General features: G+C 62.5%; 26 protein-coding genes. 17 read left to right on the forward strand and 9 right to left on the reverse strand.

Features of this window, described 5'->3' with window-relative positions; genetic code table 11:
- Genes I6F24_RS36710 through I6F24_RS36725 form a run of 4 tightly spaced genes read left to right on the forward strand, consistent with a single transcriptional unit; the run spans position 1 to position 4,198 of the window.
- Positions 1-1,341, forward strand: coding sequence for a Rieske 2Fe-2S domain-containing protein (locus I6F24_RS36710; RefSeq protein ID WP_036023802.1), 1,341 nt, complete (start codon positions 1-3; stop codon positions 1,339-1,341).
- Positions 1,338-1,814, forward strand: coding sequence for an aromatic-ring-hydroxylating dioxygenase subunit beta (locus I6F24_RS36715; protein ID WP_074448188.1), 477 nt, complete (start codon positions 1,338-1,340; stop codon positions 1,812-1,814). The genes I6F24_RS36710 and I6F24_RS36715 overlap by 4 nt, the downstream gene beginning before the upstream one ends.
- A 7-nt stretch (positions 1,815-1,821) precedes the next feature.
- Positions 1,822-3,438 carry an ATP-dependent acyl-CoA ligase gene (locus tag I6F24_RS36720; RefSeq protein ID WP_036023812.1) on the forward strand — a complete coding sequence of 539 codons (1,617 nt, stop codon included), beginning with the start codon at positions 1,822-1,824 and terminating at the stop codon, positions 3,436-3,438.
- 31 nt (positions 3,439-3,469) lie between these two features.
- The gene (locus tag I6F24_RS36725) at positions 3,470-4,198 is read left to right on the forward strand and encodes an SDR family oxidoreductase (RefSeq protein ID WP_225149414.1); all 729 of its coding nucleotides are present in this window, start codon (positions 3,470-3,472) and stop codon (positions 4,196-4,198) included.
- A gap of 10 nt (positions 4,199-4,208) precedes the next feature.
- Here the strand turns inward: I6F24_RS36725 and I6F24_RS36730 are convergent, their stop codons facing one another.
- The 4 genes from I6F24_RS36730 to I6F24_RS36745 form a co-directional block, all read right to left on the reverse strand.
- Positions 4,209-4,691, reverse strand: a complete 483-nt coding sequence (locus I6F24_RS36730; protein WP_036023816.1) for a MarR family winged helix-turn-helix transcriptional regulator — start codon at positions 4,689-4,691, stop codon at positions 4,209-4,211.
- Entirely contained in the window at positions 4,691-5,185 is a 495-nt protein-coding gene (locus I6F24_RS36735) for a MarR family transcriptional regulator (RefSeq protein ID WP_036023818.1), read from the reverse strand. The genes I6F24_RS36730 and I6F24_RS36735 overlap by 1 nt, the downstream gene beginning before the upstream one ends.
- A gap of 156 nt (positions 5,186-5,341) precedes the next feature.
- Positions 5,342-6,907, reverse strand: coding sequence for an indolepyruvate oxidoreductase subunit beta family protein (locus tag I6F24_RS36740; RefSeq protein ID WP_036023819.1), 1,566 nt, complete (start codon positions 6,905-6,907; stop codon positions 5,342-5,344).
- Complete coding sequence (locus tag I6F24_RS36745; RefSeq protein ID WP_074448187.1) at positions 6,904-9,063, reverse strand: indolepyruvate ferredoxin oxidoreductase subunit alpha; 2,160 nt, start codon at positions 9,061-9,063, stop codon at positions 6,904-6,906. The genes I6F24_RS36740 and I6F24_RS36745 overlap by 4 nt, the downstream gene beginning before the upstream one ends.
- A gap of 127 nt (positions 9,064-9,190) precedes the next feature.
- On the opposite strand from I6F24_RS36745, the gene I6F24_RS36750 reads away from it, so the two are divergent.
- The 6 genes from I6F24_RS36750 (at position 9,191) to I6F24_RS36775 (ending at position 13,888) form a co-directional block, all read left to right on the forward strand.
- Positions 9,191-10,213 (forward strand): carbon-nitrogen hydrolase family protein, encoded by a 1,023-nt coding sequence (locus tag I6F24_RS36750; protein ID WP_036013394.1) that lies wholly within the window; start codon positions 9,191-9,193, stop codon positions 10,211-10,213.
- Between the two features lie 53 nt (positions 10,214-10,266).
- Positions 10,267-11,373: a cupin domain-containing protein gene (locus tag I6F24_RS36755; protein WP_036023823.1), complete on the forward strand. Its 1,107-nt coding sequence runs from the start codon at positions 10,267-10,269 to the stop codon at positions 11,371-11,373.
- A 45-nt stretch (positions 11,374-11,418) separates the two neighbouring features.
- Positions 11,419-12,327 carry a fumarylacetoacetate hydrolase family protein gene (locus I6F24_RS36760; protein ID WP_225149415.1) on the forward strand — a complete coding sequence of 303 codons (909 nt, stop codon included), beginning with the start codon at positions 11,419-11,421 and terminating at the stop codon, positions 12,325-12,327.
- The gene (locus tag I6F24_RS36765; protein ID WP_225149416.1) at positions 12,327-12,764 is read left to right on the forward strand and encodes a thioesterase family protein; all 438 of its coding nucleotides are present in this window, start codon (positions 12,327-12,329) and stop codon (positions 12,762-12,764) included. Before I6F24_RS36760 ends, I6F24_RS36765 begins: the two co-directional genes overlap by 1 nt.
- Entirely contained in the window at positions 12,761-13,468 is a 708-nt protein-coding gene (locus tag I6F24_RS36770) for a hypothetical protein (RefSeq protein ID WP_225143075.1), read from the forward strand. The genes I6F24_RS36765 and I6F24_RS36770 overlap by 4 nt, the downstream gene beginning before the upstream one ends.
- Before the next feature lie 207 nt (positions 13,469-13,675).
- Positions 13,676-13,888, forward strand: a complete 213-nt coding sequence (locus I6F24_RS36775; protein ID WP_036013403.1) for a hypothetical protein — start codon at positions 13,676-13,678, stop codon at positions 13,886-13,888.
- Between the two features lie 537 nt (positions 13,889-14,425).
- On the opposite strand, the gene I6F24_RS36780 is transcribed toward I6F24_RS36775, so the two are convergent.
- The gene (locus I6F24_RS36780) at positions 14,426-14,668 is read right to left on the reverse strand and encodes a ClpX C4-type zinc finger protein (protein ID WP_036013407.1); all 243 of its coding nucleotides are present in this window, start codon (positions 14,666-14,668) and stop codon (positions 14,426-14,428) included.
- Positions 14,669-14,694: 26 nt separating this feature from the next.
- The gene (locus tag I6F24_RS36785) at positions 14,695-14,895 is read right to left on the reverse strand and encodes a hypothetical protein (protein WP_036013408.1); all 201 of its coding nucleotides are present in this window, start codon (positions 14,893-14,895) and stop codon (positions 14,695-14,697) included.
- Positions 14,896-15,206: 311 nt separating this feature from the next.
- On the opposite strand from I6F24_RS36785, the gene I6F24_RS36790 reads away from it, so the two are divergent.
- The 5 genes from I6F24_RS36790 to I6F24_RS36810 all read left to right on the forward strand — a co-directional run bounded on the left by I6F24_RS36790 (position 15,207) and on the right by I6F24_RS36810 (position 20,221).
- Positions 15,207-16,883 (forward strand): ABC transporter substrate-binding protein, encoded by a 1,677-nt coding sequence (locus I6F24_RS36790; RefSeq protein ID WP_225149417.1) that lies wholly within the window; start codon positions 15,207-15,209, stop codon positions 16,881-16,883.
- 71 nt (positions 16,884-16,954) lie between these two features.
- Positions 16,955-17,854 (forward strand): branched-chain amino acid ABC transporter permease, encoded by a 900-nt coding sequence (locus I6F24_RS36795; protein ID WP_036013410.1) that lies wholly within the window; start codon positions 16,955-16,957, stop codon positions 17,852-17,854.
- Entirely contained in the window at positions 17,854-18,810 is a 957-nt protein-coding gene (locus I6F24_RS36800; protein WP_225125911.1) for a branched-chain amino acid ABC transporter permease, read from the forward strand. Before I6F24_RS36795 ends, I6F24_RS36800 begins: the two co-directional genes overlap by 1 nt.
- Complete coding sequence (locus I6F24_RS36805; protein ID WP_036013413.1) at positions 18,810-19,553, forward strand: ABC transporter ATP-binding protein; 744 nt, start codon at positions 18,810-18,812, stop codon at positions 19,551-19,553. Before I6F24_RS36800 ends, I6F24_RS36805 begins: the two co-directional genes overlap by 1 nt.
- A complete protein-coding gene (locus I6F24_RS36810) occupies positions 19,550-20,221 on the forward strand; it encodes an ATP-binding cassette domain-containing protein (RefSeq protein ID WP_225125910.1) in 672 nt (223 codons plus the stop codon). Before I6F24_RS36805 ends, I6F24_RS36810 begins: the two co-directional genes overlap by 4 nt.
- Positions 20,222-20,528: 307 nt before the next feature.
- On the opposite strand, the gene I6F24_RS36815 is transcribed toward I6F24_RS36810, so the two are convergent.
- Positions 20,529-21,491, reverse strand: a complete 963-nt coding sequence (locus I6F24_RS36815) for an HAD hydrolase-like protein (protein WP_225149418.1) — start codon at positions 21,489-21,491, stop codon at positions 20,529-20,531.
- A 50-nt stretch (positions 21,492-21,541) separates the two neighbouring features.
- Here I6F24_RS36815 and I6F24_RS36820 point away from each other — a divergent pair, with 50 nt between their 5' ends.
- The gene (locus I6F24_RS36820; RefSeq protein WP_225149419.1) at positions 21,542-21,814 is read left to right on the forward strand and encodes a hypothetical protein; all 273 of its coding nucleotides are present in this window, start codon (positions 21,542-21,544) and stop codon (positions 21,812-21,814) included.
- Positions 21,811-22,110, forward strand: a complete 300-nt coding sequence (locus I6F24_RS36825; protein WP_225112767.1) for a DUF4258 domain-containing protein — start codon at positions 21,811-21,813, stop codon at positions 22,108-22,110. Before I6F24_RS36820 ends, I6F24_RS36825 begins: the two co-directional genes overlap by 4 nt.
- A gap of 273 nt (positions 22,111-22,383) precedes the next feature.
- Here the strand turns inward: I6F24_RS36825 and I6F24_RS36830 are convergent, their stop codons facing one another.
- Both I6F24_RS36830 and I6F24_RS36835 read right to left on the reverse strand, forming a co-directional pair.
- Positions 22,384-23,097: an ABC transporter ATP-binding protein gene (locus I6F24_RS36830; protein WP_109144179.1), complete on the reverse strand. Its 714-nt coding sequence runs from the start codon at positions 23,095-23,097 to the stop codon at positions 22,384-22,386.
- A partial coding sequence (locus tag I6F24_RS36835) for an ABC transporter ATP-binding protein (protein WP_225156584.1) occupies positions 23,094-23,882 on the reverse strand: 789 nt, incomplete at its 5' end. The genes I6F24_RS36835 and I6F24_RS36830, both read right to left, overlap by 4 nt.

The raw sequence follows: 23,882 nt of genomic DNA on the forward strand, positions 1-23,882 counted from the left end.
ATGAAAAGATACGGCGGGAATGCCCACGCGATTGCGGCGCTGGTGCGCGAGGCCGAGGTGCATCGCGACGTCTATGTCGATGCCGAGATCTTCGAGCTCGAGATGGAGCACCTGTTTCCCAACAGCTGGGTCTATGTCGGCCATGCCAGTCAACTTGCAAAACCCGGCGATTTCATCACGGCCAATATCGGCCGGCAGCCGGTCATGGCCAGCCGCCATACCGACGGGTCCATCCATGTGTTCTACAATCGCTGCCCGCACAAAGGCGTGAAGATCGCGTCCGAACCCTGCGGCAACACCGGAAAGTTCTTCCGCTGCCCCTATCACGCATGGTCTTTCAAGACCGACGGCTCCCTGCTCGCGATCCCGCTGAAGAAGGGCTACGAGGGCACCGGCTTCGGCGACACCCAGGCCAATGAGGGCTTGTCGAGGGTCAGGAACGTCGTCATCTACCGTGATTTCATCTTCGCTCGCCTGAGCGATGAGGGCGTCTCCTTCGAGGATTATTTCGGCGAAAGTCTCTCGACCATCGACAACATGGTCGACCGCTCGCCGGAGGGGAAGCTCGCGGTACAGGCGACACCGATCCGCTACATGCACACGTGCAATTGGAAGATGCTGGTCGAGAACCAGACCGACACCTGCCATCCGATGGTGGCGCACGAGAGCTCGGCCGGCACCGCGGTCAAGGTCTGGAAGCGCGAGCAGGGCGATTCCACGGAAACACCGATGGCGGTGCAGCTCTACGGTCCCTTCATGAGCCCGTACGAGTTCTACGAGCAGAGCGGCATCCGGATCTGGCCGAACGGCCACGGCCACACCGGCGTCGCTAACTCTATCCATTCGAACTATTCGGATATCCCGGGCTATCTGGACCAGATGGTCGCGGCCTATGGCGAGCAGCGTGCGCACGAGATTCTCGGCGAAGTCAGGCACAACACCGTCTACTTCCCGAACATCATGGTGAAGGGCGCTGTCCAGATCCTACGCAATTTCATCCCCATCGCGGTCGACAAGACGCTGGTCGAGAGCTGGGTCTATCGCCTGGTCGGCGCGCCCGACAAGCTCTACGAGCGCGCATTGATGTACAACCGGTTCATCAACGCGCCGACCTCGATCGTCGGCCACGACGACCTCGAGATGTACGAGCGGGCGCAGGAAGGACTGAAGTCCAACGGCAATCAATGGGTCAATCTGCGTCGGCTCTACGATGGCCATGAGGAACAGGACGTCACGGCAGTGATCAACGGCACGTCCGAGCGGCAGATGCGGAACCAGTTTCACGCCTGGGCGAAATTCATCACCATGGGCATGGACGAGCGCATCGAGGCCGCGGAATGATCGGCGAGAACACCATCACGGACTTTATCTATCGCGAGGCCGAGCTGCTCGACACGATGCAGTGGCAGGCCTGGCTCGATCTGTTTCACCCCGAAGGGCGTTACTGGATGCCGCTCGAATGGCAGCAGCAGGATCCGGTGCTGCAGCCGTCTCTGATGTACGAGGATCTTCTGCTGCTGAAGGTGCGGGTCGAGCGGCTCGCCGGCGAGCGCACCTTCAGCCAGAAGCCGAAGAGCCGTTGCCATCACCTGCTCCAGGCACCGCGGATCGTCGCGTGCGATCCTGCTGCCGGAATGTTCAAGGCACGAACCTCCTACATCTACACCGAGACGCGCGGCGATATGCTGGAGCGCTATTCGGGATGGGCCTCGCACGAGCTCGTGCAGGTCGGCGATGCCCTGAAGATCAAGCTCAAGCGCGTCGATCTCGTCAATTTCGATGCGCCGTTCGGCAACATCCAGCTTTTCATGTGAGACTGCCTTGACCGCTGCGACCACTGTCCATGCCCGTTTTCAAGAGACCGCGCTCCGCCGCGGCGAGGCGGGTTTCCTCAACGTGCTGCCGGAGACCGCAGGCATCTACGGCATAGCGGCGGGCGAGATTTCCTACCGCGCGATGCTCGACCGGGTCGAGCACCGTCGCGCGGCGTTTGCGAGCCGCGGCTACGGCGAAGGCCACCGGGTCGGGCTGCTGTTCCAGAACAGGCCTGTCTTCATCGAGCTGTGGTTCGCGCTCAATGCGCTCGGCGTCTCGGTGGTGCCGATCAATCCGGACCTCCGTCTCAGCGAGCTCGAATACATCATCGGGCATTCCGAGATGAATGCCGCGTTCGTCCTCACCGAACGGCGCGAGGAGGTGGGGCTGGCCGCGCGTCAGGCCGGCCGGCCGATCCCTGTCGTGGCCGATCAGGACGACGTTCCCGCGCCCTTCGGCGGTGCGCGGCCCTTGACCGCGGCAAGCGAGGGAAGCGAATGCGCGCTGCTCTATACGTCGGGGACGACGGGCCAGCCCAAGGGCTGCGTGCTCACCAACACCTATTTCCTGCATTGCGGAAACTGGTATCGCGACGTCGGCGGGCTGATCGACCTCAAGCCAGACGGCGAGCGTATGATCACGCCGCTGCCGCTGTTCCACATGAACGCGATGGCGGTGTCTCTGATGGCGATGCTGTCGGTCGGCGGCTGCCTGACCATGCTCGATCGCTTCCACCCGCGCAGCTGGTGGGCCTCGGTGCGCGACAGCCGTGCCACCTGCCTGCATTATCTCGGCGTGATGCCCTCGATGCTGATGAGCGCGCCGCCGTCGGAGCTGGACCGCGCGCACAGCGTGCGCTTCGGCTTCGGCGCCGGCGTCGACAAGCTGCTGCATGCCACGTTCGAGCAGCGCTTCGGCTTTCCGCTGCTGGAGGCCTGGGCGATGACCGAGACCGGCAGCGGCGGCGTCATCGCCGCCAATGTCGAGCCGCGCAAGGTCGGCACCAGCTGTTTTGGCCGCCCGGCCCCCGAGATCGAGGTTCGGATCGTCGATGACGGCGGCAATGATGCCCCGGTCGATGTGCCCGGCGAGCTGTTGGTGCGGCGCGCCGGCGCCGATCCGCGCTACGGCTTCTTCCGCGAATATCTCAAGAACGAGGCTGCCACCACCGAGGCGTGGGCCGGCGGCTGGTTGCACACCGGCGATATCGTGTCGCGCGATGCGGACGGCGACCTGCACTTCGTCGATCGCAAGAAGAACGTGATCCGTCGCTCCGGCGAGAACATTGCCGCGGTCGAGGTCGAATCCGTTCTCAACCGCCATCCCGCGATCCGGCAGGCCGCGGTTGCGGCGACGCCGGATCAGGTGCGCGGCGACGAGGTTGCGGCGGTCATCGTCGCTGAGAAGGCCGGCGCGGACCGCGCGCTCGCCGAAGAGATCGTGCGCTGGAGCCTTGAGCAGATGGCCTATTACAAGGCGCCGGGCTGGATCTGCTTCGCCGACAGCCTGCCGCTGACCGCGACCGAGAAGATCCAGCGCGGCGGGTTGAAGGATTTTGTCGGGAAGCTGATGGGCGAGGGCGCGTTCTTCGACCTGCGCGACCTCAAGAAGCGGCAAGTCTGATCAAGAAGGTCTGATCAAAGAAGGTCTGATCATGAGCGAGATCCGCACCACCCTCATCACCGGCGGCAATTCGGGGATCGGCGAGGCCCTGGCGAAGAAGCTCGTCGCGCGCGGGCAGCGCGTGGTCTCGGTCGGGCTCGAGCAGCCCGGCTGGACACATGATCTGCTCGCGGCCTATCGCGCCGACCTCACCAATATCGAACAGACGCGTGCGATCGCGCAGGAGATCTGCCGGGATCACGCCGTCGACAACCTGGTCTACAATGCCGGGGTCATCCTGCCGAACCTGCTGCCCGACGCCAAGCCGGAAGACATATTGATGCTGGCGCAGTTGCATCTGGGCGCGCCGATGCTCCTGACCCAGGCGGCGCTGGAAGGGATGCGTGCGCGCCGCTTCGGGCGCATCGTGTTCGTCTCTTCGCGCGCCGCGATGGGGGCAGTGACGCGCTCGGCCTATTCGGCCACCAAGGCCGGCGTGCACGGCATGGCAAGGACCTGGGCGCTGGAGCTTGCCGCGAGCGGCATCACCGTGAATGTCGTCGCGCCGGGACCGATCCTGACCGATAATTTCTGGGGCATCATCCCGAAGGGCTCCGAGCAGCAGGAGCGGATGGCGCGCAACGTTCCGGTCGGGCGGCTCGGCTCGCGCGAGGACGTCGCGCACGCAATCTCGTTCTTCCTCGACGAGCACTCCGATTTCGTCACCGGCCAGGTGCTCTATGTCTGCGGCGGTACCAGCCTCGTCGGCCTCGGGCCTTGACGCGCGCGCTCTAGATCTGGTTCTGGCGGATATTCTCGACCATCTTGGCCAGCACGCGCGCGCAGACCTCGATGTCGTCGGGCTCGATGCCCGCGACCAGCCTGTCGTAATTGTTCGCCATGATCGGCCAGATCTTGCGCAGCAGCGCTTCGCCCTCCGGCGTCAGGCCGACGACGCGGCGGCGCTGGTCCTCCTCGGCGATCTCGCGCTTGACGAGGCCCGACGACACCATGGACTCGACCATGCGGCTCGCCGTCGACTGCTCGGTCACCGCGAGAACGGCGACCTCGTTGACCGTGAGGGTCTTGTAGATGAACAGCACCGACAGCGTCCGGAACACGACATTGTTGATGCCGTGCTCGCTCAAATCGCGGTTCTGATCCAGGTTCCAGCGATTGGCGAGCCGGTTGAACAGATACGGAATATAGGTTTGCAGCTGGTCCCTCGTCCTCGGCGGACCCGACTTCCATCTGCTCTTGGATTCTCTGGCCATTATCTCTTGCGACTTTGCTTCTTGCTCTCGGTATGAAGTTTCGAGGAAAGCGATTTCAGCACGGACAGCGCGGTGTCCAGCTCCCGGGCCGGGACGTTCTCGAGCCGTCTGGCGAGATGCTTCTTGTGGATTTCGGCGGCCTGCCGGAACAGCGCTTCGCCTTTCGGCGTCAGGCGCACGATGAAGGACCGCCGGTCCTCGCTCGACATCTCCCTGCTGATGAGGTCGTCGGCGAGAAGACGTTGTACCAGCCCCGAGACATTGCCGCCGGTCACCTTCAGATTTTGCGACAATTGCCCGAGCGCGAGGCCCTCCTGGTAACGATCGAGCTGGGCCAGCACGTCGAATTTTGCCAGCGACAGGCCGAACTCCGAACTCAGCATCGAATTGAGCGAGGCGAACAGCTCACCATGCAGCGACAGCAATTGGAGCCAGAGCCGGGTTTCGATCTGCCCAGGGACGGGAACAACGTTCTCCTTGAGTGCTGCCGGCATCGCATGACCATCGAGTACAGAATGTCTCGTCGAGTGAAGGGAATTACTGCGGGTCGTTCGCTCCGATTAACAACCTGAGAATCGTAGTCAAGCCGTCCGATCCTGACCTCCTGAGGGGCGAACGGCAATCCAATCCTGCGTCCGGCGCCCGTGGAATCATGCGAAAGTCTTTATGGTCTGGATCACGCCGTCGAGCGCCGTTCCGGCGCTGTCCTTCAGCGCGGCCTCGCGCAGGCGGCGCGCCCAGTCGGCGGCATCCTCGCGGCGCTCCACCAGCTTGATCGCCGCGAGCGTCCTGTCGAATTTCGACAGCCCCCGGCTGTGGGTGTCTGAATAGCCTTTGACGAGGCGTCGGCATTGCAGGATCTCGACACCGAGCTGGTAATTGGTGCCGACCGCCTCGGTCGCGGCCTTGAGCCATGAATCCCGGTGCGCCGTCTCGATGGCGTGACGCAGCGAGCGGCGGCGCAGGCCGCGCATTCCGCCGACGACATAGAGGGCCAGGAACCAGGGCAGCGAGTAGGTTCGCACCCGGCGTCCCCGGTTGACGCGGCGATCGAGCCAGCCGAGCAGGCGCGGCCGCGCGCCGAGCCAGCGGCCGAAGCCTGCCGGCAGCATGCCCATCACTTCCTCCATGCGGGGATGCATGAACTCGGTGGTCTGAAGCACCTGTCCGTTCGACATCTCGAGTTCGCTCTCGATGCGCGCGCGGCGGCCGGCGCGCGTCTTGAGGTCGGCGACGCGGATGACGTCGTCATAGGTCATGGCGTTGGCGAGGTACTTCGCCGCGGCTTCCGTGAAGGCATAGGCATGTGCGTCACCGCCGGCGTTTCGGTCGGCTGCGTGCAACCTCTTGAGGATGTCGAGATATTCGCCGCCATAGGCGATGTCCTGGAAGTCGACGACCTTCCGCAAGCCTGCACGAGCCATGCCGAGTGCAGGCTGGGGCAGCTCCCCATTCAATCTTGCGACGAGCTCGCCAAGCTGCGGATCGGGCGTCGCGGAAGAGGGGGTATCGTCGGTCGGTTTGGTTGGCGCGGGGGCCGCAACTTCGGTCGGGCCGGTCTTGACCCGCTCGAAGGCGGCCTCGAACGTCTCGACGCTGGCCTTGGCGCCTTTGCCGCCGGTGCGGATGACGTCGAGATAGCTGTCGCGGCTGAACGGCAGCACGCCCGCGCCTGCGAGCGCGCCGAACATCGCGGCCGAGATGACGCTGCCATGCGCGATCGCCAGCGCGTTCAGATCGAAGATGATCTCGGTCTTCGCCGCAATGCCGATGGCGCCGGTCACGGCGCCGCCGTCGGCGATGCCGTTGCCCGGCGCGATCTTCTCGCCGATCGCAAACGAGCGGTGGTTGGACGCGATCAGCGTGGTGCGATCCGGCGTCACGAGGCCGCGCAGGATCGATCGCCCGGCCTCCATGAATTCCGCCGCCATCACCACGTCGACGTCGCCCGGGGTGGGCATCAGCGACAGGATCGGCTTGCGGCCGTCGAGCGGCGGCATCGCCTCGATATAGTAGATGGTGGCGCCGGTGCGCTGGGCGACGCCGGGCACCGAGGTGGACTGCGCGACCCAGCCATGGTTCTCGGCGAGCTGAACGATCCAGTCGGTCAGGACGCCGCCGCCCTGGCCCCCCATCGCGACGATCGCGATCGAGATCGGCCGCTCCGTCGCTTCGCCTGCGGCGGGGAGGGCCAGCCGGACCGTCTCGTCCCTCATGCCAGTGCCTCGAGCGCCGGACGCCGGCGGTCGCGCCGACGCTGCAGCCAGCCGATCACGCTCATGGCGACCTTGGATTTGAACATGTCCCAGCGCGTCGGATTATGGATGACGTCGGCTCGATAGAACGAGGGGCAGAGCACGGCGGCCTCGGAAACCTCGCCGCAATTGCCGCAGCCGACGCAGGAATTATCGATCGCCGCGACCGGATCGTCGCGCAAGGGGTCGTCGAGCTGCTTCACCGACAGTGACGGGCAGCCGGAGAGGCGGATGCAGGCATGGTCGCCGGTGCAGACGTCTTCGTCGACGCCAAAGCGCTCCTTGACGATGCGCGTCCCGTCCTTGATCGCCTTGTTGATCTGCGGCTTCACGCGCCGCTGCTTGTTCAGCATGCATTCGGAGGACGCGACGATGACCTTCGGGCCTTCCTCTTTCGTCGTCAGCGCTTCCTTCAGCGTGTCGCGCATCTTGCCGACGTCGTAGGTGCGGTCGAGCTGGCGCACCCACTGGCCGCCGATGCCCTTCACCGCCTGCACGATCGAATTGTTGGTCTTGCGGCGCTTGTTGACCGCGCGCGAGGACAGGATGTCCTGACCGCCCGTCGCAGAAGTGTAGTAATTGTCGACGATGACGAACACGCCGTCATGCTTGTTGAACACGGCATTGCCGATGCCGCTGGTCAGTCCATTGTGCCAGAAGCCGCCGTCGCCCATCACCGCGATCGACCGCTTGTCCGCCTTGACGTTGAAGGCCGAGGTCGAGGCCGGGCCGAGGCCGAAGCCCATCGTGGTCGCGCCGATGTTGAAGGGCGGCAGGATCGAGAACAGATGGCAGCCGATGTCTGCGGAGACGTGGTGCTGGCCGAGCTCTTCCTCGACCAGCTTCATGGCGGCGAAGATCGGCCGTTCCGGGCAGCCGGTGCAAAGCCCGGGTGGGCGCGCCGGCACCACCTGCTTGAGCTTCTCGACCGCGGGGTGATTGAGCACGGGCGCTGCGTCCGGCGCCGGCGGCCGGTTGCCGAGCAGCCGCGGCTCGGTCTTCTCCAGGAATTCCCTGACGCCGCCGAGCAGCACCTGAGCGGTGTAGTCGCCGCCCATCGGCAGCACGTCCTTGCCGTGGACGCGCGCCTGGATGTCCTTGCGGCGCAAGACCGTATTAATCGCCTGCTCCAGATATTCCGGCTGGCCTTCCTCGACGATGAGAACGGCCTCCTTATCGACGCAGAATTCCGCAACCTCGGTATCGATCACGGGGTAGGTGACGTTCATGATGTAGAGCGGGATCTGGGTGTTGCCATAGGCATCCGACAGCCCGAGATATTGCAGCGCGCGGATGACGTTGTTGTACATGCCCCCCTGCATGATGATGCCGACCTTGCCCTGCTTCGGCCCCATCCACTCATTCAGCTTGTTGTCCCGAATGAATCCGATAGCCGCGGGCATCCGCGTCTTGATCTTCTCCTGCTCGTGCTCATAGGCCGCCGGTGGCAGCACGATGCGGTTGACGTCACGCTTGGGATTGTTGAGCGCGTCCTTGATGGTGTGCGCCGGCCTGACATTGTCCTTGCAGGCGAAGCTGCCGTGCATGTGGCAGGCGCGCACGCGCACCTCCAGCATGACCGGCGTGTTGGAGAACTCGGAGAGCTCGAAGCCTTTCTCGATCAGATTGACGATGCATTCATGCTCGGGGCGGGGATCGAGCAGCCACATCTGCGACTTCATCGCGAAGGCGTGGGTACGCTCCTGCATGATGGAGGAGCCTTCGCCATAGTCCTCGCCGACGATGATCATGGTGCCGCCGGTGACACCGCCCGAGGCGAGGTTGGCAAGGGCGTCGGAGGCGACGTTGGTCCCGACGGTCGACTTCCACGCCACCGCGCCGCGCAGGGGATACATCACCGATGCCGACAGCATCGCCGCAGCGGCGGCTTCGTTGGCCGAGCTCTGGAATACGACGCCGAGATCGTCGAGCACGTCCTTGGCGTCGGCCAGCACGTCCATCAGATGCGAGATCGGCGAGCCCTGGTAGCCGCCGACATAGGCGACCCCCGATTGCAGCAGCGCCTTGGTGATGGCGAGGATGCCTTCGCCGCGGAACGTGTCGCCATCGCCGAGCCTGAGATCCTCGACCTCGCGAGCAAAAGACCGTTCAGCCATTGCACCCTCCAGAAATATGCGATAGCATACGTTTACATGTGAAGTAAGTCAACGCCGCGCCATGCTATCACGCTTGCGGATGCTCTCTCCGACAAGGCGGTCATGAGCCAGCGACAGGGTAGGGCCGATGCTGAAGCTGCCTCGCTTTAAAGCTGCCGCCGTCCAGGCTTCACCAGTCTATCTCAACGCAAGCGCGACCGCGGAGAAGGCGGCTTCACTGGTCCGTGAGGCCGCAGCCAACGGGGCGAAGCTCGTCGCGTTCCCCGAAGTGTTCGTTCCCGGCTATCCTTATTGGAACTGGATCACCGATCCCGTCACCGGCAGTGCATGGTTCGAGAAGCTCGCCAAGGCGTCCGTGCTGGTGCCGGGGCCGGAGGTCGAAATCGTCTGCAAGGCCGCGCGCGATACGGGATGCCACGTCGTGCTCGGCGTGAACGAGCGCAGCCCGGTCTCGCTCGGCGCGATCTACAATACGCTGGTTTTCATCGGTCCTGACGGCGCCTTGCTCGGCAAGCATCGCAAGCTGGTGCCGACCTGGGCAGAGAAGCTGACCTGGACCGGCGGTGACGGGTCGAGCCTGCGCGTCTATGATACCGAGATCGGGCGTCTCGGAGGCCTGGCCTGCGGCGAGAACACCAACACGCTCGCGCGCTTTGCGCTGCTCGGGCAGGGCGAGCTCGTGCACGTCGCCAGCTATATCTCGCTTCCCGTCGCGCCCCCTGACTATGACATGGCGGAGGCGATCAAATTGCGCGCGATTGCCCACTCCTTCGAAGGCAAGATCTTCACGATCGTCTCCTGCTCGACCGTATCGGAGGAGATCATCGCGGCGATGGAGACCGTCGTTCCCGACGCTCGCGCACGTCTGCAACGGAAGTCGAGCGCATTCTCCGGTATCATCGGGCCGGACGGGCGCGTGGTCGGCGATCCCTTGATCGACGACGAAGGCATCGTCTATGCCGATATCGACCTCGAGCGCTGCATCCAGCCGAAGCAGATGCACGACATCGTCGGGCACTATAACCGGTTCGACATTTTCGATCTGCGGGTCAACCGTCGTCCACAGACGCCGCTCGGTCTGGCAGAGGCGGAAGCCGTCGCCGGACCGGAGCAGGCGGGCTTCGCGTCGATTCCAGGTCGAGCGGAATGACGGGCTGGCTCGCTTGAGGGTGCGGGATCATAAGACAGGACTTGGAGGATAGGATGCGCGAGAACGTGATCGGCCGGGCCAATGTCGAGGACACCCCCGAGCTCGAGGCCTATTACAAGGATCTCGAAAGGTACGAAGCCGGAGCGCTCTGGACCGTCGCCAACAAGATCGAGCCGTGGGCGCCGCAATCGGCCTCGGTTCCCGTGCTCTGGCGCTACAAGGATCTGCGCGAGCACGTGCTGCGCTCGGTCGAGCTGGTCTCGCCCGAGAAAGCCGGCCGGCGCGTGATCTATCTCAACAATCCAGGGCGGCGCGACGTGTCGGCCGCGGTCGGCTGGCTCTATTCCGGATTGCAGGTGATGCATCCCGGCGAGGTCGCCACGGCCCATGCCCACTCGGCCTCGGCGCTGCGCTTCATCATGGAGGGCGCGGGCGCCTACACCATCGTCGACGGTCACAAGATGACGCTGGGCGCGCGGGATTTCGTGCTGACGCCGAACGGCACCTGGCACGAGCATGGCGTCGAAGGCGACGGCTCGGTCTGCATCTGGCAGGATGGCCTGGACATCCCGCTCGTCAACGCGCTGGAAGCCAATTTCTTCGTCGTGCATCCGAACATCCAGCAGGAGCCGTCCGGCTATCCCGTGGACGACATGACCCGGACCTGGGGCAATCCCGGTCTTCGGCCGGCGGACTCGCGCTGGTCGAAGGGTTATTCGCCGATGTTCAAATATGAGTGGGAGCCGACCTACGAGTCCTTGCAGAAATATGCGGCCGCGACCGATGGCTCGCCCTATGACGGCATCCTCATGAACTACGTCAACCCGGTCACCGGCGGGCACGTGATGCAGACGATCGGTGCGAGCATGCAGCTGCTGCGCCCCGGCGAGAAGACCAAGTCGCACCGGCACACCGGCAGCTTCATCTACCAGGTCGCCAAGGGGCGCGGCTATTCGATCATTGGCGGCAAGCGGCTCGAATGGGAAGAGCGCGACATCTTCTGCGTTCCCTCCTGGGCCTGGCACGAGCACGGCAATGCATCAGCGAGCGAGGATGCCTGCCTGTTCTGCTTCAACGACCTGCCCGTCATCGAGGGCCTCGGGCTCTATCGGGAAGAGGCCTATGGCGACAATGGCGGTTATCAGTCGGTTGCCGCCTGATAGGCCCTTGCAGAATTCAACCAGAACAGCCGGACAGAAGCCTTCATGCGTCTCGTCACCTACACCTTGGGCTCCAGCGGTGCCCGTCTTGGAGCCCTCGTCAATGGACTGGTCGTCGATGTCGAGCACCTTGGTGCGTCCAGCGGCGTGACATGGCCGGGTGACATGCTGTCGTTCATCGACAACAGCGTGACCCTGCTGCCTGCGCTTAAGGATGCACTGGCGGACGCCGATGGCCGCTTCCCGGCCGGCTCGGCGGTTGCGGTCGAGGATGTAAAGCTGCAGGCGCCGATCCCGCGGCCGCGGAAAAACATCTTCGGTATCGGGCTGAACTACCGGGCGCATGTGGCCGAATCCGCCAAGAGCCTGGATACGGACAAGGATCTGCCGAAGCAGCCGGTCGTCTTCTCCAAGCCGCCGACCTCGGTGATCGGCCCGGGCGCGGCGATCCAGCACAATGCGAAGATGACGCAGCAGCTCGACTGGGAAGTCGAACTCGCCGTCATCATCGGCAAGACCGCAACGCGCATTGCGGCCGACAAGGCGATGGACCACGTCTTCGGCTATTCGGTGATGATCGACATTTCCGCGCGCGACAATCGCCGCGCCGGACAGTGGATTTTCTCCAAGGGCATGGACACGTATGCGCCGTTCGGCCCCTGCATCGTGACTGCGGACGAGATTGCCGATCCGCACGATCTGCGGCTGTGGCTGACCAAGAACGGGGTCACGAAGCAGGACTCCAACACCAAATATATGATCTTCGACATCCCGGTGCTGATAGCGGACATTTCGTCGGGCATGACGCTCGAGCCGGGCGACATCATCGCCACCGGTACGCCTGAAGGCGTCGGCGCCGGCATGAGCCCGCAGGAATGGCTTTGGCCGGGCGACGTGGTCGAGGCCGGCGTCGACGGCGTCGGTGTCATCCGCCACCCCGTTGTTGCGATCTGATGACGAATTTTTCGTTCGATCGCGTGCTCAGGTTCGGAGACTGCGATCCCTCGGGGATCGCGTACTTCCCGTCCTATTTGAACATTCTCAACGGCGTCGTCGAAGATTTCTGGGCGCGGATCGGCTTTCCATGGCCGGAGCTGATCGCGGTCCGAAAGATCGGAACGCCCACGGTGCACCTGAACTGCGATTTCTCCCGGCCGTCGATGTTCGGCGATCTCCTGACATTCAAGCTGCGCATCATCAGGGTCGGTGGGTCATCTCTTCATCTCGAGCATGTCATCTCCGGCGCGAATGGCCCGCGCTGGCGCGCGCGCCAGATCCTTGCTGCGACCTCGCTGGTCGATCATCATGCGATCCCATGGCCCGATGACATTCGCCTCGCTCTGATGGCGCATGTGAGTGTGGGCGAGGGGACCGAGGCAACGCCCGCATGATCTCGCTGTTCATGACATTCTCCGATTCCACGGGCGAACGGCGACTCCGTCCCGATGAGGTTGCCGCTGTGGCGGAGCGCGTCGGATCGATCCCCGGCATGACCGAGGCCCTGCTGTTCACGCCGCTCGAACAGTCGGTCGACCATCCCTACAAGGCCGACGGCGCCGGCCCCGCCTTTGCGCTGCAACTCCGGTTTCCCGACCTGTTCGCCTGCGAGGCGGCGATGGACCGCGGCGGCGTCCTTGCCGGCCTCGCAACAGGGGCCGGTCTCTCCGGCCTCACCGGACTCGCTATCACACACCAGGTGATGCTGACGCGCCCGTTTCCGGTCGATGTCGCAGAGCATCCGGCGGGAACGACGACCCCCTGCAGTTACCTCGTGCACTATCCCGGCCCGGCCGAGGATATGAACGCCTGGAACCTGCATTATCTGGAGCACCACCCGTCGATCATGCGGACCTTCCCGAACGTCCGCCAGATCGAGATCTACACCCGCATCGACTGGGTCGACCGGCTGCCGTCGCAGCGCGTCGAGCATATGCAGCGCAACAAGCTGGTGTTCGACAGCCCGCAAGCCCTCGCGCACGCACTCGGCTCCGACGTGATCAAGCACATGCGTGCCGACTTCGCGAAATTCCCGCCATTCGCAGGCGGCAACAAGCATTTTCCGATGCTGACCAGAGTGGTGGGGGCGAGGTCCTAGGCCGCGTACCCACAAAATCCGGCGGCGTGACGCGGCCAAAAGCAATGTCTGCTTTGCTCCTATAGCGACCGAGTTCGTGCGCCGGCGCAGTATGTCGCGATGGGCCATTAACGGAAGAGTAGCGCTCCAGCGATTTGAAAGGAGTTTTGGTCTAAAAGCGGGTATGCTGCCTTTTGCAAGGCAGGCCCCTTCCTGCGAGATGGTTCTATGGACGCGAAATCGGCTGCACGATTGAAACAGCACGTAGAGCGGGCAATTGAGGAATTATCGCTGGCGCTCATGCTCGCCAAAGAAGCCTCTCCAGCAGATGAGTTTCTGAAATTGAGGAGATCGGTCGGCGATATCATCGCTCGGATGGACACCATGCTTCACGACGAAATTAACAAAGATCATCCAGGTGTGGATGGCATGAAAGACTGACCGCTAACGTCTGCCTCGGGTCAAAAGCCGCCGATTTGCCCAGTGGTCGGGCGCTTCCAGTCTACCCCCGTTTCCGGACAACTCCTCGCTACGCCTAACGAAAGCGATGGGCCAACAACGGACGTGGTAAACTGCAGTTACTCCCATTTGACGGGACCCCACGGCTGGGCGTCCGCCCAGGCTTTAGCCTCAGCCAGGGAGAGGTGTTCCCCCGAGTTAGTGAGCAGACAATAGTACAAGAACCCGTCCTTCGTTTCCGGTATCGGTCGGGTCTCATCTATCGACGGCTCTTCGTCAGTGTCGCGCTTAAATCTCGACGACGCGAGACGTGCTTCTTTTCTATAAACGGCAATGCGCCGCGGAACATTGCCGTCGTAATACCAGGTACCTTCCGCGACCTTTTGGTTCATAGCGACGCTCACACGCTAAACACGAAGCTGTTGTAACCGGCGACACCGAATGTCTGCAACGGGTCAAAAGTTGCCGTGGCGCCCCATGCTGCGGCAGCCCGCTAAGGGCCAACAGGTGAGTCGCCTATCACTTTCCTAGCGTAGCGACGAACTGGCGATGTCGCTCAAGCCACTCCGGCTTTTGCAAACCGATGACCTGTACACAAAGCTCAACGCATTCATTGCAAATAGCACCGGCGGTCTGCTGACCTTGTACGCTCACGGATACGGCGTTGACCACGGAAACAACTTCTCTCGGCTCCTTTCCACAAAAGGAGCAAATTAAGTCCGAGGCCGTCATCCTCTGATCCTTCCAGTCGAGTTCGATCATCCAAAGGTTCGCGGCTTGCCGTGATCTTAATCTCGCGGCTTCTTGAAAATGAAATCTAATGTTGACGAAGGGTCTTGCTTGCTCTTCCAGTCAGCAAGTTTTTCCTCTTCCGCGTGCAACTGACGATACAGTTCTGACATCCTGCCAAATATCGAGCGAAGTGTCGTGTCGCTCGTGGTCTGGGAAATTTCAGCACACCGCTCGGCCATGTCAAGATTTTCGTTCATGAACACTCTACGCTTCCGCTAGAGCCGACAGATTGATACAGTTAGAAATGACCAACCTTGATCTGCCTGTCGAGAGCTTTATCATCGAGCGTCTGGTCGAGGGCGGCTAGCGGATCAGTGAGCGTCGCCCCGATCGCGAGGACATTCCTGTTGCGGACTTCGTGTCCCTCCGTGACGCCGAAGAATGGGTGAAGTGGAAGCAGGGCTTTCCGAAGCTCAACCCTTATGCCGTTGAATAGGCCAAGAGGGGCGACTTCCGTTTTGGGTCAAGGCTGCCCTCGGCAGCTCCACGGCAGCGTTCCGCTCAGCCCTTGGAAGCCGACCGTGCGCGGTCAAAAGGGGAAGTCAGCAACGGGCCAAAAGCGCAAAGCGCGTTCGGTGTTTGTTGCTGGAACGGGAGCGCCTATGTCGCAGAGCAACGGCAGGCGCGATTGGCGCGCTGCGGGCTCTGGCCGGAGCTTTTATCGCACCATGGAATTAAAGGCATCGACCATTTTGGGGACCTTGTCCGTTCCAGTCGCTTCGCTTCCGACAAAATGGGGGACAGCCGCGAACTGAATTCGTCGGCTCGCGAATGGCGGCCAAGGGGGCTGGCAACACGCGACAATTATAGTAGCGTTGTTGCAAGAAGAAGCGCACGGCGGCTGAAACCGGGCGCAACAATAAAACAGGGAGGACTTTCGATGCAGTTTCTCAAGGCTGCGGTTGCGGCCGGGCTTGTCATTGCGACCTTTACCGGCAACTCGCTTGCGCAGAGCAAGCCGTCGGAGCTCAAAATCGGCATCACGACGTTCCTGTCGGGCCCTGCGTCAGTCTTCGGTGTGCCGGCGAAGGCCGCGGCGGAGATGATCGCGGAGGACCTCAACAAGAAGGGCGGCATCGGCGGCGTGCCGGTCAAGCTCTCCTTCATCGACGAAGGCGCGGGAGGCGAAGCGCTCGTCTCGAACTACCGACGCGTGGTGCAGGACGAAAAGGTCGATGCCACGTTTGCTTCGATCTCGTCGGGCAGCTGCACCCAGTTGGTGCCCGTCGCCGAAGACCTCAAAGTCATGAATTTCATGTGGGACTGCGGTGCGGCCTCCATCCTCGAAACCAAGAAGTACCGCTACAATTTCCGGACTCAGGCGAACGGCACGCCGGAAATGCTGGCCGTGCTCCTTTACCTGCTCAAGACCAAGCCCGATTTTAAGACGATCGCGGTGGTCAATCAGGATTATGCATGGGGTCGGGAGAGCTGGGAGATCTTTTCGACCGCGCTCAAGGCGATGAAGCCGGACGTGCAAGTCGTCGCGGAGCTCTTCCCGAAGTTCGGCGCACCGGACTACTCCACTGAAGTTTCCCGTCTGTTGGCGCTGCGGCCGGATGTGGTTCTGACAACGTCTTGGGGCGGAGATCTCGACACCCTGGTCCGCCAGGCCGGTCAGCGCGGCCTGTTGCAGCAGTCGACCTTCGTGCTCGGGATCGGCGAATCATCGATCCAGAGGTTGGGCAAGGACTTGCCCGAAGGCCTGATCGTCGGCGCACGCGGAGACCACTGGTTCCTGCATCCCGAGAAGAAGAACGACGCGGCCTTCAAGGCGTTCAATGAAGCCTTCAAGGCGAAGACCGGTGCATGGCCGATCTACCCGGTCTATCACATGGCGCAGGCGTTCAAGGCCCTGCAGACGGCCTACGACAAGGCGATCAAGTCCAACGGCGGTAACTGGCCCACGCGCGAACAGGTCGTCGACGCGACGGTGGGCATCGAGTTCGCCACCGGCTTCGGCCGTCCGATTACGCTGCGGCCCGAGGACAACCAGGGTCTCGAAGCTCAGCTGGTCGGCGTCACCAAGTCCGTTCCGGGGTACGACTTCAAGCTGCTCGACAACATGATGATCTTCGATCCGAAGACGATCACCAACCCGGCGGGTGTACGGTCGGTTGAGTGGCTCAAGACGCTCAAGCCGGACTTCGTCAAGATGGACGTGCCGACTTTCAAAGCTCAGTAACGGCACGCTCGACTTTTGATCCCCGTCCTCCGAGCCGCGTCCCGGAGGACGGACCTTTTCCGAAGGCCATCATGAACTCGACACTCGCTATCTTGGCGATCCTCGATGGGATCAGCTACGCCGCACTGGTGTTTTTGGTCTCGGTCGGGCTCAGCCTGATTTTCGGCGTGCTGCGCGTGGTCAACGTCGCGCACGGTTCGCTGTATGCGTTCGGCGCCTATCTGGCTGCGACGTTCAGCCTTGCAATCGCGCCGATCTCGCCTTGGCTCACCTATCCCGCGCTGCTGGCCGCCTCCATCGTGATCGGCGTCGTGTGCGGCGGTTTCATCGAACGGTTTCTGCTGCGACCGCTCTCCGGACAGGAGGACGTCCTCCAGCTTCTGATCACTTTCGCCGCCTTCATGATCATGGACAACCTGCAGCGTCTGATCTGGGGCGTGCAGCCCATCTTCGCCGCGGAGCCATTGAGACTACTTCCCAACATCGCCGTGTTCGGCGTCAGCTACACGTCGTACCAGGTCATTCTGCTGCCCGGAGTCGCCTTGGCGACGCTGTTCGGGCTCCGCTACTTCCTGCGCAGGACGCTGTCGGGAGCGGTGATCCTTGCGGTCACGGAGGATCGCGAAGCTTCGACGGCCATCGGGATTGACGCAAAACGCGTATATTTCGTCACCTTCGTCATCGGCGCGAGTCTGGCCGCGTTGGGAGGAGCGCTGGCCTCGCCGACCACCTCGCTGGTCCCTGGAATGGGCGCCGATATGATCGTGCTTTCCTTTGCCGTCGCTGCGACCGCGGGTCTCGGCCAGATCGAGGGCACCGCGCTCACCGCGCTGATGATCGGCCTGACCCGTGCCTTCGTAATCTATCTCCAGCCGGAATTCGAAGTTCTCGTTCCCTATCTGCTGATGGTGCTGGTGCTTCTGGTGCGTCCGTTCGGCCTGTTCGGCGCCGTGCAGGTAAGGAAAATATGATGAGCGGTCGCATTAAGCCGGTCACCACGATCGCGACCATCTTCTTTCTGGCCAGCGCCGTCGCGCCCCTTTTTGTAGCGAGCTGGGCAACCTTGTTCGCGTTGATCCTCGCGAAGGGCATCGTCGTCCTCGGTATCATTCTTCTGCTGCAGGCGGGACAGGTGTCGTTCGGACATGCAATGTTCTTCGCTACCGGGGCATATACCGCAGCGTTCTGGGGCAAGTACGTCGGTGGCGGCGACATCGTGCTCTTCATCGCGCTGGGCGGCATAACCTCCGCCGTCTTCGGCCTCATCGTCGGGCTCTTCGTCGTGCGCTACCGGGAGATCTTTTTTGGAATGCTGAATCTGGCGTTTTCGATGGTGCTGTGGTCGCTGCTGGAGAAGATGTTTCATTACACCAACGGCGCCGACGGCATCCGGGTCCCTCGTCCGGCCCTGTTGGGGCTGTCGTTTACGCCCGAAACCTTCCAGTACGTCATTCTTTACGTGAGCCTCTTGATCGCGGTCGTCGCCTTCTACGGCGTGCAACGCTATCTCGATAGCCCGCTCGGACACATGCTGCGTGCCATCAAATCGAACGAGACGCGGCTCGAGTACCTCGGGACGTCCGCACGGCGCGTGCTTCTGATAGGCTACGTGATCTCGGCTTTTCTCGGCGGCATCGGCGGCACGCTGGTGGCGATCATCCAGCAGATCGCCACGCCCGAGTTCGGGTTCTGGACGAAGTCGGGCGAGTTCGTCTTTATCGCGATCCTCGGCGGCAGCGCCCACGCCTTCGGAGCGTTCGCCGGCGCGGCGATGTTCGAGTGCGTGCGCTTCTATGCGGCGGCCCACCTGGCCGACACCTGGCAACTGATCCTCGGCGTGGTCTTGATCGTCATCATTCTCTATGCGCCTAACGGACTGATAGGTCTCAGGCAGCGCTACGGCCAGGCGAAGCAGGGAGGACATTGATGACCAACGTCCTCCTTTCCGCGAAGGGCATCAAAATCCGGTTCGGTGGCGTCGTCGCCGCCGACGGTATCGATCTGGACGTGCTCCAAGGCGAGAACCTCGCGATCATCGGACCGAACGGCGCCGGAAAGACCACCTTCCTCAACATCTCGACGGGTTATCTGCGGCCGCAGGCCGGAAGCATCACCTTTCTAGGCCAGGAAATCACGGCGCAGCTCCCGCGCACGATCACCAAACTCGGCATCGCGCGGGCCTTTCAGATACCGCAGCTTTTTCTCGATCAGACCGTGATGGAGAACATGCTGATCGCCGCAGCCTCGCGGCTGGGAAGCCCTTCCGGCTTTAGGGCTCTTTCCGCCCTGCCTGAGCTGTCTGAAATGGAGCGCCTCCTGGATCTCGTCGGCGTCAAGCTGTACGCATCTCGCAAAGCGAGGGAGCTTCCCGAGGGACAACGCAAGCTGGTCGACATCGCTCTGGCGCTCGCGCTGAAGCCCAGACTGCTGCTGATGGACGAGCCCACCTCGGGCGTCGCCTCCGCAGAGAAGCTGGAGATCATGGACATCCTGACGTCCGCGCTCGCCAAGGAGAAGGTGACCTCGGTCTTCGTCGAGCACGACATGGACATGGTGGAGCGCTATGCCCACCGAGTCGCGGTGTGGAACGTCGGGAAGATCCAAAAGGTCGGCACGCCCGCGGAGGTTCTGGCCGATCCCAAGGTCCGCGAACAGGTGATCGGCATATGACGGCGATGCTGGACTTCGAGAACGTCAACGTCGCGATCGCCGATGCGCCGGTGCTGCGCAGCGTCAGTTTCTCGCTGCCGCCGGGCGCGACCGCCGCGCTCATCGGGCGAAACGGCGCCGGCAAAACCACGACGGTACGGACTATCATGGGCTTCACGAAGGCGAGCGGTACCGTGCGCCTGGGCGGTCAGGACCTGGGGCATGTTCCTCCGCACCGACGGCCCTTCCTGGGCATCGGCTACGCCCCCGAGGACCGTCGTCTCTTCTCGGCCTTTACGGTGGAAGAAAACATTCTTTTGCCCGCTCGCGTCGCGAAACTTAGCGCGGAAGAGGCGCGCCGGCGGCTGGAGCGAGCCTACTCCGTCCTGCCGGAGCTCGAGGAACTGGCGGGTCGCCCGGCGGGCTCCGTCTCGGGCGGCCAAGGCAAGATGGTCGCCCTCGGGCGCGCCCTGATGCTGGGCACCCGCCTCGTCATTCTGGACGAGCCGTTCCAGGGCCTCGCCCCTGTGCTGGCGCAGAGGTACGCCGAGGCGCTGCGTCGGCTTCGTTCGCAGGACCGGGACATTACCCTGCTGATCACAGAGTCGAACCCGAAGCTGCTCGAGACCTTCGCAGACGTGACGCTGACGATCGAGCGCGGCGAAATCGAAAGCCGGGTCCTTGCGTAGCGCTCGCCCGGTTCGGCGGGCAAAACAGACGGTCAAACCAAGCTCCATCGAGGCTGCCGAACAGACGAATCTATTGGCACCCGATGCAACACGAGGCGGCCCGCGCCAGCGAAGCCGGCAGGGGATTTGCGGTGGTCGCACAATAGGTCAAGGAGCTTGCCGCCAAGTCTTGATATCTGCTCACATTACGGTGACAGTGCTGGACTGCACTGTTACCGTAATCTGCCGAAGCCACCGCGATGGGCGTTAAGATTTGGGCTGATGGACCGGCCGCTTAATGGCAATTGAATGGAGCGTACACATACGCTTATGGACTCTTTGCTGCCGCAGCCGGAGGATTTGTAGACACCCTATTGAGCGCAGGCGGTTGCGGCTTTGCCCAAAGCAGCAGGAAGAAAAGAATGGTCAGAATGACCGCGCCTCCCGCGTAGAAGGCCTCTAGTCGTCGGTTCGAATTCATTTTGATCCCGAGGATTTTGACGTTGCCGCTTGCCTCCGAGATCGTCTTTCCAAGGCCAATTTCCGGGATCGCATCTGCGTAACGTTTCTCGATCTTTGCAGAATGGTCGACCGCACCTTTAAGTAGGATATGGTACCAAAATCGGTCCATCAGGAAGAAGCCTATCCAGGCAAACGTCGCTGCGGCCACCAAGAAAGCGCCTGCAGGCACCGTTACGTCAAAGATCTGTGCCTGCAGGCCTTGTTGATAAGTGAAGCTGACGGCTGCCAACAGTGCGCCTGCCACCGTGATAGCGAAGTTCCGAATGCGCATCTCGAGATCGTTGAAGTGCTGGTGTACATCGACGCACTTCTTCCAAATCTCGATTGCGTTTTTGCTTTGCTGTTCCAGCTCAATTTCAAGTGCGGGTTCGTCGAATTTCACGAAATCGCAATACATAAAAATTTCTGCGAAGGAATCTTTCAGGACAACGGTCGGTGTGAAATTGTGCCCCTTCGCCGTAATCGCCTTTTCGCGTTGTACGTCTTCTTCCGTCCAGTGAGATACGCGCTGTAGCAGGCTATATTCGGGACGACGCTGGCTTTCACCAAACTGCGCATGCACATCGAGCACGCCAACGTCTCGCGCCATTGCAACATCTTTGAAAAGGCTATCGCCCACATAGGCGCATCGCTCAATCTTGGCGCCAATGTCCTTGATGATGTCGAGAAGCACACGAGGGTTAGGTTTAAGTTCGCCCGGAGGCGTATGGCGGGTTTCGGTCACTTGCAACTGATAGAATTCGTCCGGGTGACGCCGAAGCTTCTCCACCGAAACTCCGGCCGGAATTCCTTGCGAAGCTAGCAGCGGAGATTGGCGACGTGGCGACTTTCGAAGGCTTCTCGCCTATTGATTTCCCAGATTTTGAAGTGTGCCGCAGGGAAGCACTGCATATGGTTGGTGGCGACGAGACCTTGGCAGAGCGAATCCTTAGCGGCGTCGTCGACCTGTACGAGATGCCGAAGGATTTGCAGGAATTCCATGGGAAGGTGGAAGACCGTGCCGCATGGGTGCAGACCCAAGCAGACGCGTTCATTGCAAGGCAATTGGAGGCGACAGAGCGAAGGAGGAAATCGAGGGAACCAACGCTATGAGCGCGCTCACGATCACAAGGCACGCGGCGTCGCGCATGTCTCAACGCGGCATGATGCTGAACGATGCGGAATTAATCGTTCAGATCGGCAGCCAGGTCGACGATGGCTATCTGGTGACGGAGAAAGACTACAGAGAAGTTGAACACCGCTTAAAGCAATTTCTTCAAGATGCTCGCCGGCTGGTAGGCAAGCGGCTTGTTGTGAAAAACGGCCAGATAGTTACCGCTTATCGCCCATCAAAAACAAACGAACGTCGCTTGATTCGTGCCGCGCGGGATAGCAACCAGTTGGAGTGATATGTAAACTCGGTTGGGGGAGGCGCAAGTTTGGACCGCCGATAAGAAGCGCTTTCCGATGTTGACGAAGACGGTACGCCCCGTCGGATCCTGGCGGCCGGGGGGGCGGCGATGATGGCATTATGCCCCTGTTTTGCCCGACGGAGCAAGCGGTTTTCGTAAAATCCGCAAAGCTCGCCGCCAAGTCATTGAAATCGCTGTCGCCGGCTACTGTGCATGGGGTTGTTTTCGACCTTTCTGTTTTTCCAGCGACCCCGCCTGTCCAGATCAGCGCTAGTGTCCGCCGAGATAGGCTGTGATCAGCCGGGGATCGTGGATGAGATCCTTGGCGGGGCCCGACTGCACGATCTCGCCGGTCTCGAGCACATAGCCGTAGTCGGCTGTCTCCAGCGCGGCGCGGGCGTTCTGCTCGACCAGCAGGATCGAGACGCCGAGGTCGCGCAGCGAGGCGATGGTGCGGAAGATCTCGCGCACGATCAGCGGTGCGAGGCCGAGGCTCGGCTCGTCGAGCATGAGCAGCTTCGGCTTGGCCATCAGCGCGCGCCCGAGCGCCAGCATCTGGCGCTCGCCGCCGGAGAGGGTGCCGGCGGCCTGGCGCTGCCGCTCCTTCAGGCGCGGAAAGCGATCATAGACCTCGTCCAGCGTCTTCTGGACGCCCGAGCGGTCGCGCAAGCTGTAGGAGCCGAGCAGGAGATTGTCGGCGACCGACATGTCGGAGAACAGCTCGCGCTTCTCCGGCACGAGGCACAGCCGGCGCTCGACGCGGTCCTCGACGGACATCCTGCCGATGTCGTTGCCCTGAAAGACGAGGCGGCCGCGGGAGGCGAGCAGCCCGATGGCAGCCATCAGCAGCGTGGTCTTGCCGGCGCCGTTCGGGCCGATCACGGTAACGATCTGGCCTTCCTCGACCGACAGCGAGACGTTGCGGACCGCTTCGACATTGTCGTAGCAGACGGTCACATCCGTCATGGAAAACATCTCGCTCACGCGACGCCTCCGAGATAGGCCTCTTGAACCCGTTCGTCGCTCCGGATCGCGGCGGGCGCGCCCTCGCAGAGCTTGGAGCCGAAGTCGAGCACGACGATGCGGTCGACCAGCGACATCACGAACTCCATGTCATGTTCGACGATCAGGATGGTCAGATGGTCCGACCGCAGCGAGCGGAGCAGCTCCGCAAGCCTGAGCTTCTCCTGGCGGCGCAGGCCAGCGGCCGGCTCGTCCAGCACCAGCAGCGCCGGGTCTGCGGCGAGCGCGCGCGCGATCTCCAGGATGCGCTGGTTGCCGAGCGGCAGATTGCCCGCGAGCTCGAACGGCTTGTCGCCGAGCCCGACGCGTTCGAGCTGCTTCAAGGCCTCGTGCCGGGTGCTGGCTTCCTCGCGCTGGTTGAGGCGGAGGGCGCCGGCGAACAGGCCCGTGCTGGTGCGCGCGTAGGTGCCGAGCATGACGTTCTCGAGCAGGCTCATGCGCGGCCGCAGCTTCACATGCTGGAAGGTCCTGGCGATTCCGCCCCTCGCGATGCGGGATTGTGGATCGCGCGTGATGGCGCGTCCGGCAAAGACGATCTCGCCCTTGTTGACCCTGAGCGCGCCCGTCAGGCAGTTGAACATCGTGCTCTTGCCGGCGCCGTTCGGGCCGATGACGGCGAGGATCTCGCCGGAGCGGACTTCGAAGCTGACATTGCTGACCGCGACGAGACCGCCGAACCGCCGCTCGGCGCCGTCGACCTTCAGAAGCAGTTCGCCCGGTTTCGGCTGGGGACGGCGGGGCAGGGG

The organism is Bradyrhizobium sp. BRP23, assembly GCF_020194135.1.
Taxonomy (GTDB): domain Bacteria; phylum Pseudomonadota; class Alphaproteobacteria; order Rhizobiales; family Xanthobacteraceae; genus Bradyrhizobium; species Bradyrhizobium yuanmingense.

Excerpts from the sequence above, each read along its gene's own strand:
- I6F24_RS36730 (WP_036023816.1), bottom strand. The coding sequence starts at position 4,691 with ATGGCCAGAGAATCCAAGAGCAGATGGAAGTCGGGTCCGCCGAGGACG.
- I6F24_RS36725 (WP_225149414.1), top strand. The coding sequence starts at position 3,470 with ATGAGCGAGATCCGCACCACCCTCATCACCGGCGGCAATTCGGGGATC.
- I6F24_RS36735 (WP_036023818.1), bottom strand. The coding sequence starts at position 5,185 with ATGCCGGCAGCACTCAAGGAGAACGTTGTTCCCGTCCCTGGGCAGATC.
- I6F24_RS36745 (WP_074448187.1), bottom strand. The coding sequence starts at position 9,063 with ATGGCTGAACGGTCTTTTGCTCGCGAGGTCGAGGATCTCAGGCTCGGC.
- I6F24_RS36755 (WP_036023823.1), top strand. The coding sequence starts at position 10,267 with ATGCGCGAGAACGTGATCGGCCGGGCCAATGTCGAGGACACCCCCGAG.
- I6F24_RS36750 (WP_036013394.1), top strand. The coding sequence starts at position 9,191 with ATGCTGAAGCTGCCTCGCTTTAAAGCTGCCGCCGTCCAGGCTTCACCA.
- I6F24_RS36805 (WP_036013413.1), top strand. The coding sequence starts at position 18,810 with ATGACCAACGTCCTCCTTTCCGCGAAGGGCATCAAAATCCGGTTCGGT.
- I6F24_RS36715 (WP_074448188.1), top strand. The coding sequence starts at position 1,338 with ATGATCGGCGAGAACACCATCACGGACTTTATCTATCGCGAGGCCGAG.
- I6F24_RS36810 (WP_225125910.1), top strand. The coding sequence starts at position 19,550 with ATGACGGCGATGCTGGACTTCGAGAACGTCAACGTCGCGATCGCCGAT.
- I6F24_RS36760 (WP_225149415.1), top strand. The coding sequence starts at position 11,419 with ATGCGTCTCGTCACCTACACCTTGGGCTCCAGCGGTGCCCGTCTTGGA.
- I6F24_RS36795 (WP_036013410.1), top strand. The coding sequence starts at position 16,955 with ATGAACTCGACACTCGCTATCTTGGCGATCCTCGATGGGATCAGCTAC.
- I6F24_RS36800 (WP_225125911.1), top strand. The coding sequence starts at position 17,854 with ATGAGCGGTCGCATTAAGCCGGTCACCACGATCGCGACCATCTTCTTT.
- I6F24_RS36825 (WP_225112767.1), top strand. The coding sequence starts at position 21,811 with ATGAGCGCGCTCACGATCACAAGGCACGCGGCGTCGCGCATGTCTCAA.
- I6F24_RS36775 (WP_036013403.1), top strand. The coding sequence starts at position 13,676 with ATGGACGCGAAATCGGCTGCACGATTGAAACAGCACGTAGAGCGGGCA.
- I6F24_RS36765 (WP_225149416.1), top strand. The coding sequence starts at position 12,327 with ATGACGAATTTTTCGTTCGATCGCGTGCTCAGGTTCGGAGACTGCGAT.
- I6F24_RS36780 (WP_036013407.1), bottom strand. The coding sequence starts at position 14,668 with ATGATCGAACTCGACTGGAAGGATCAGAGGATGACGGCCTCGGACTTA.
- I6F24_RS36740 (WP_036023819.1), bottom strand. The coding sequence starts at position 6,907 with ATGAGGGACGAGACGGTCCGGCTGGCCCTCCCCGCCGCAGGCGAAGCG.
- I6F24_RS36770 (WP_225143075.1), top strand. The coding sequence starts at position 12,761 with ATGATCTCGCTGTTCATGACATTCTCCGATTCCACGGGCGAACGGCGA.
- I6F24_RS36710 (WP_036023802.1), top strand. The coding sequence starts at position 1 with ATGAAAAGATACGGCGGGAATGCCCACGCGATTGCGGCGCTGGTGCGC.
- I6F24_RS36785 (WP_036013408.1), bottom strand. The coding sequence starts at position 14,895 with ATGAACGAAAATCTTGACATGGCCGAGCGGTGTGCTGAAATTTCCCAG.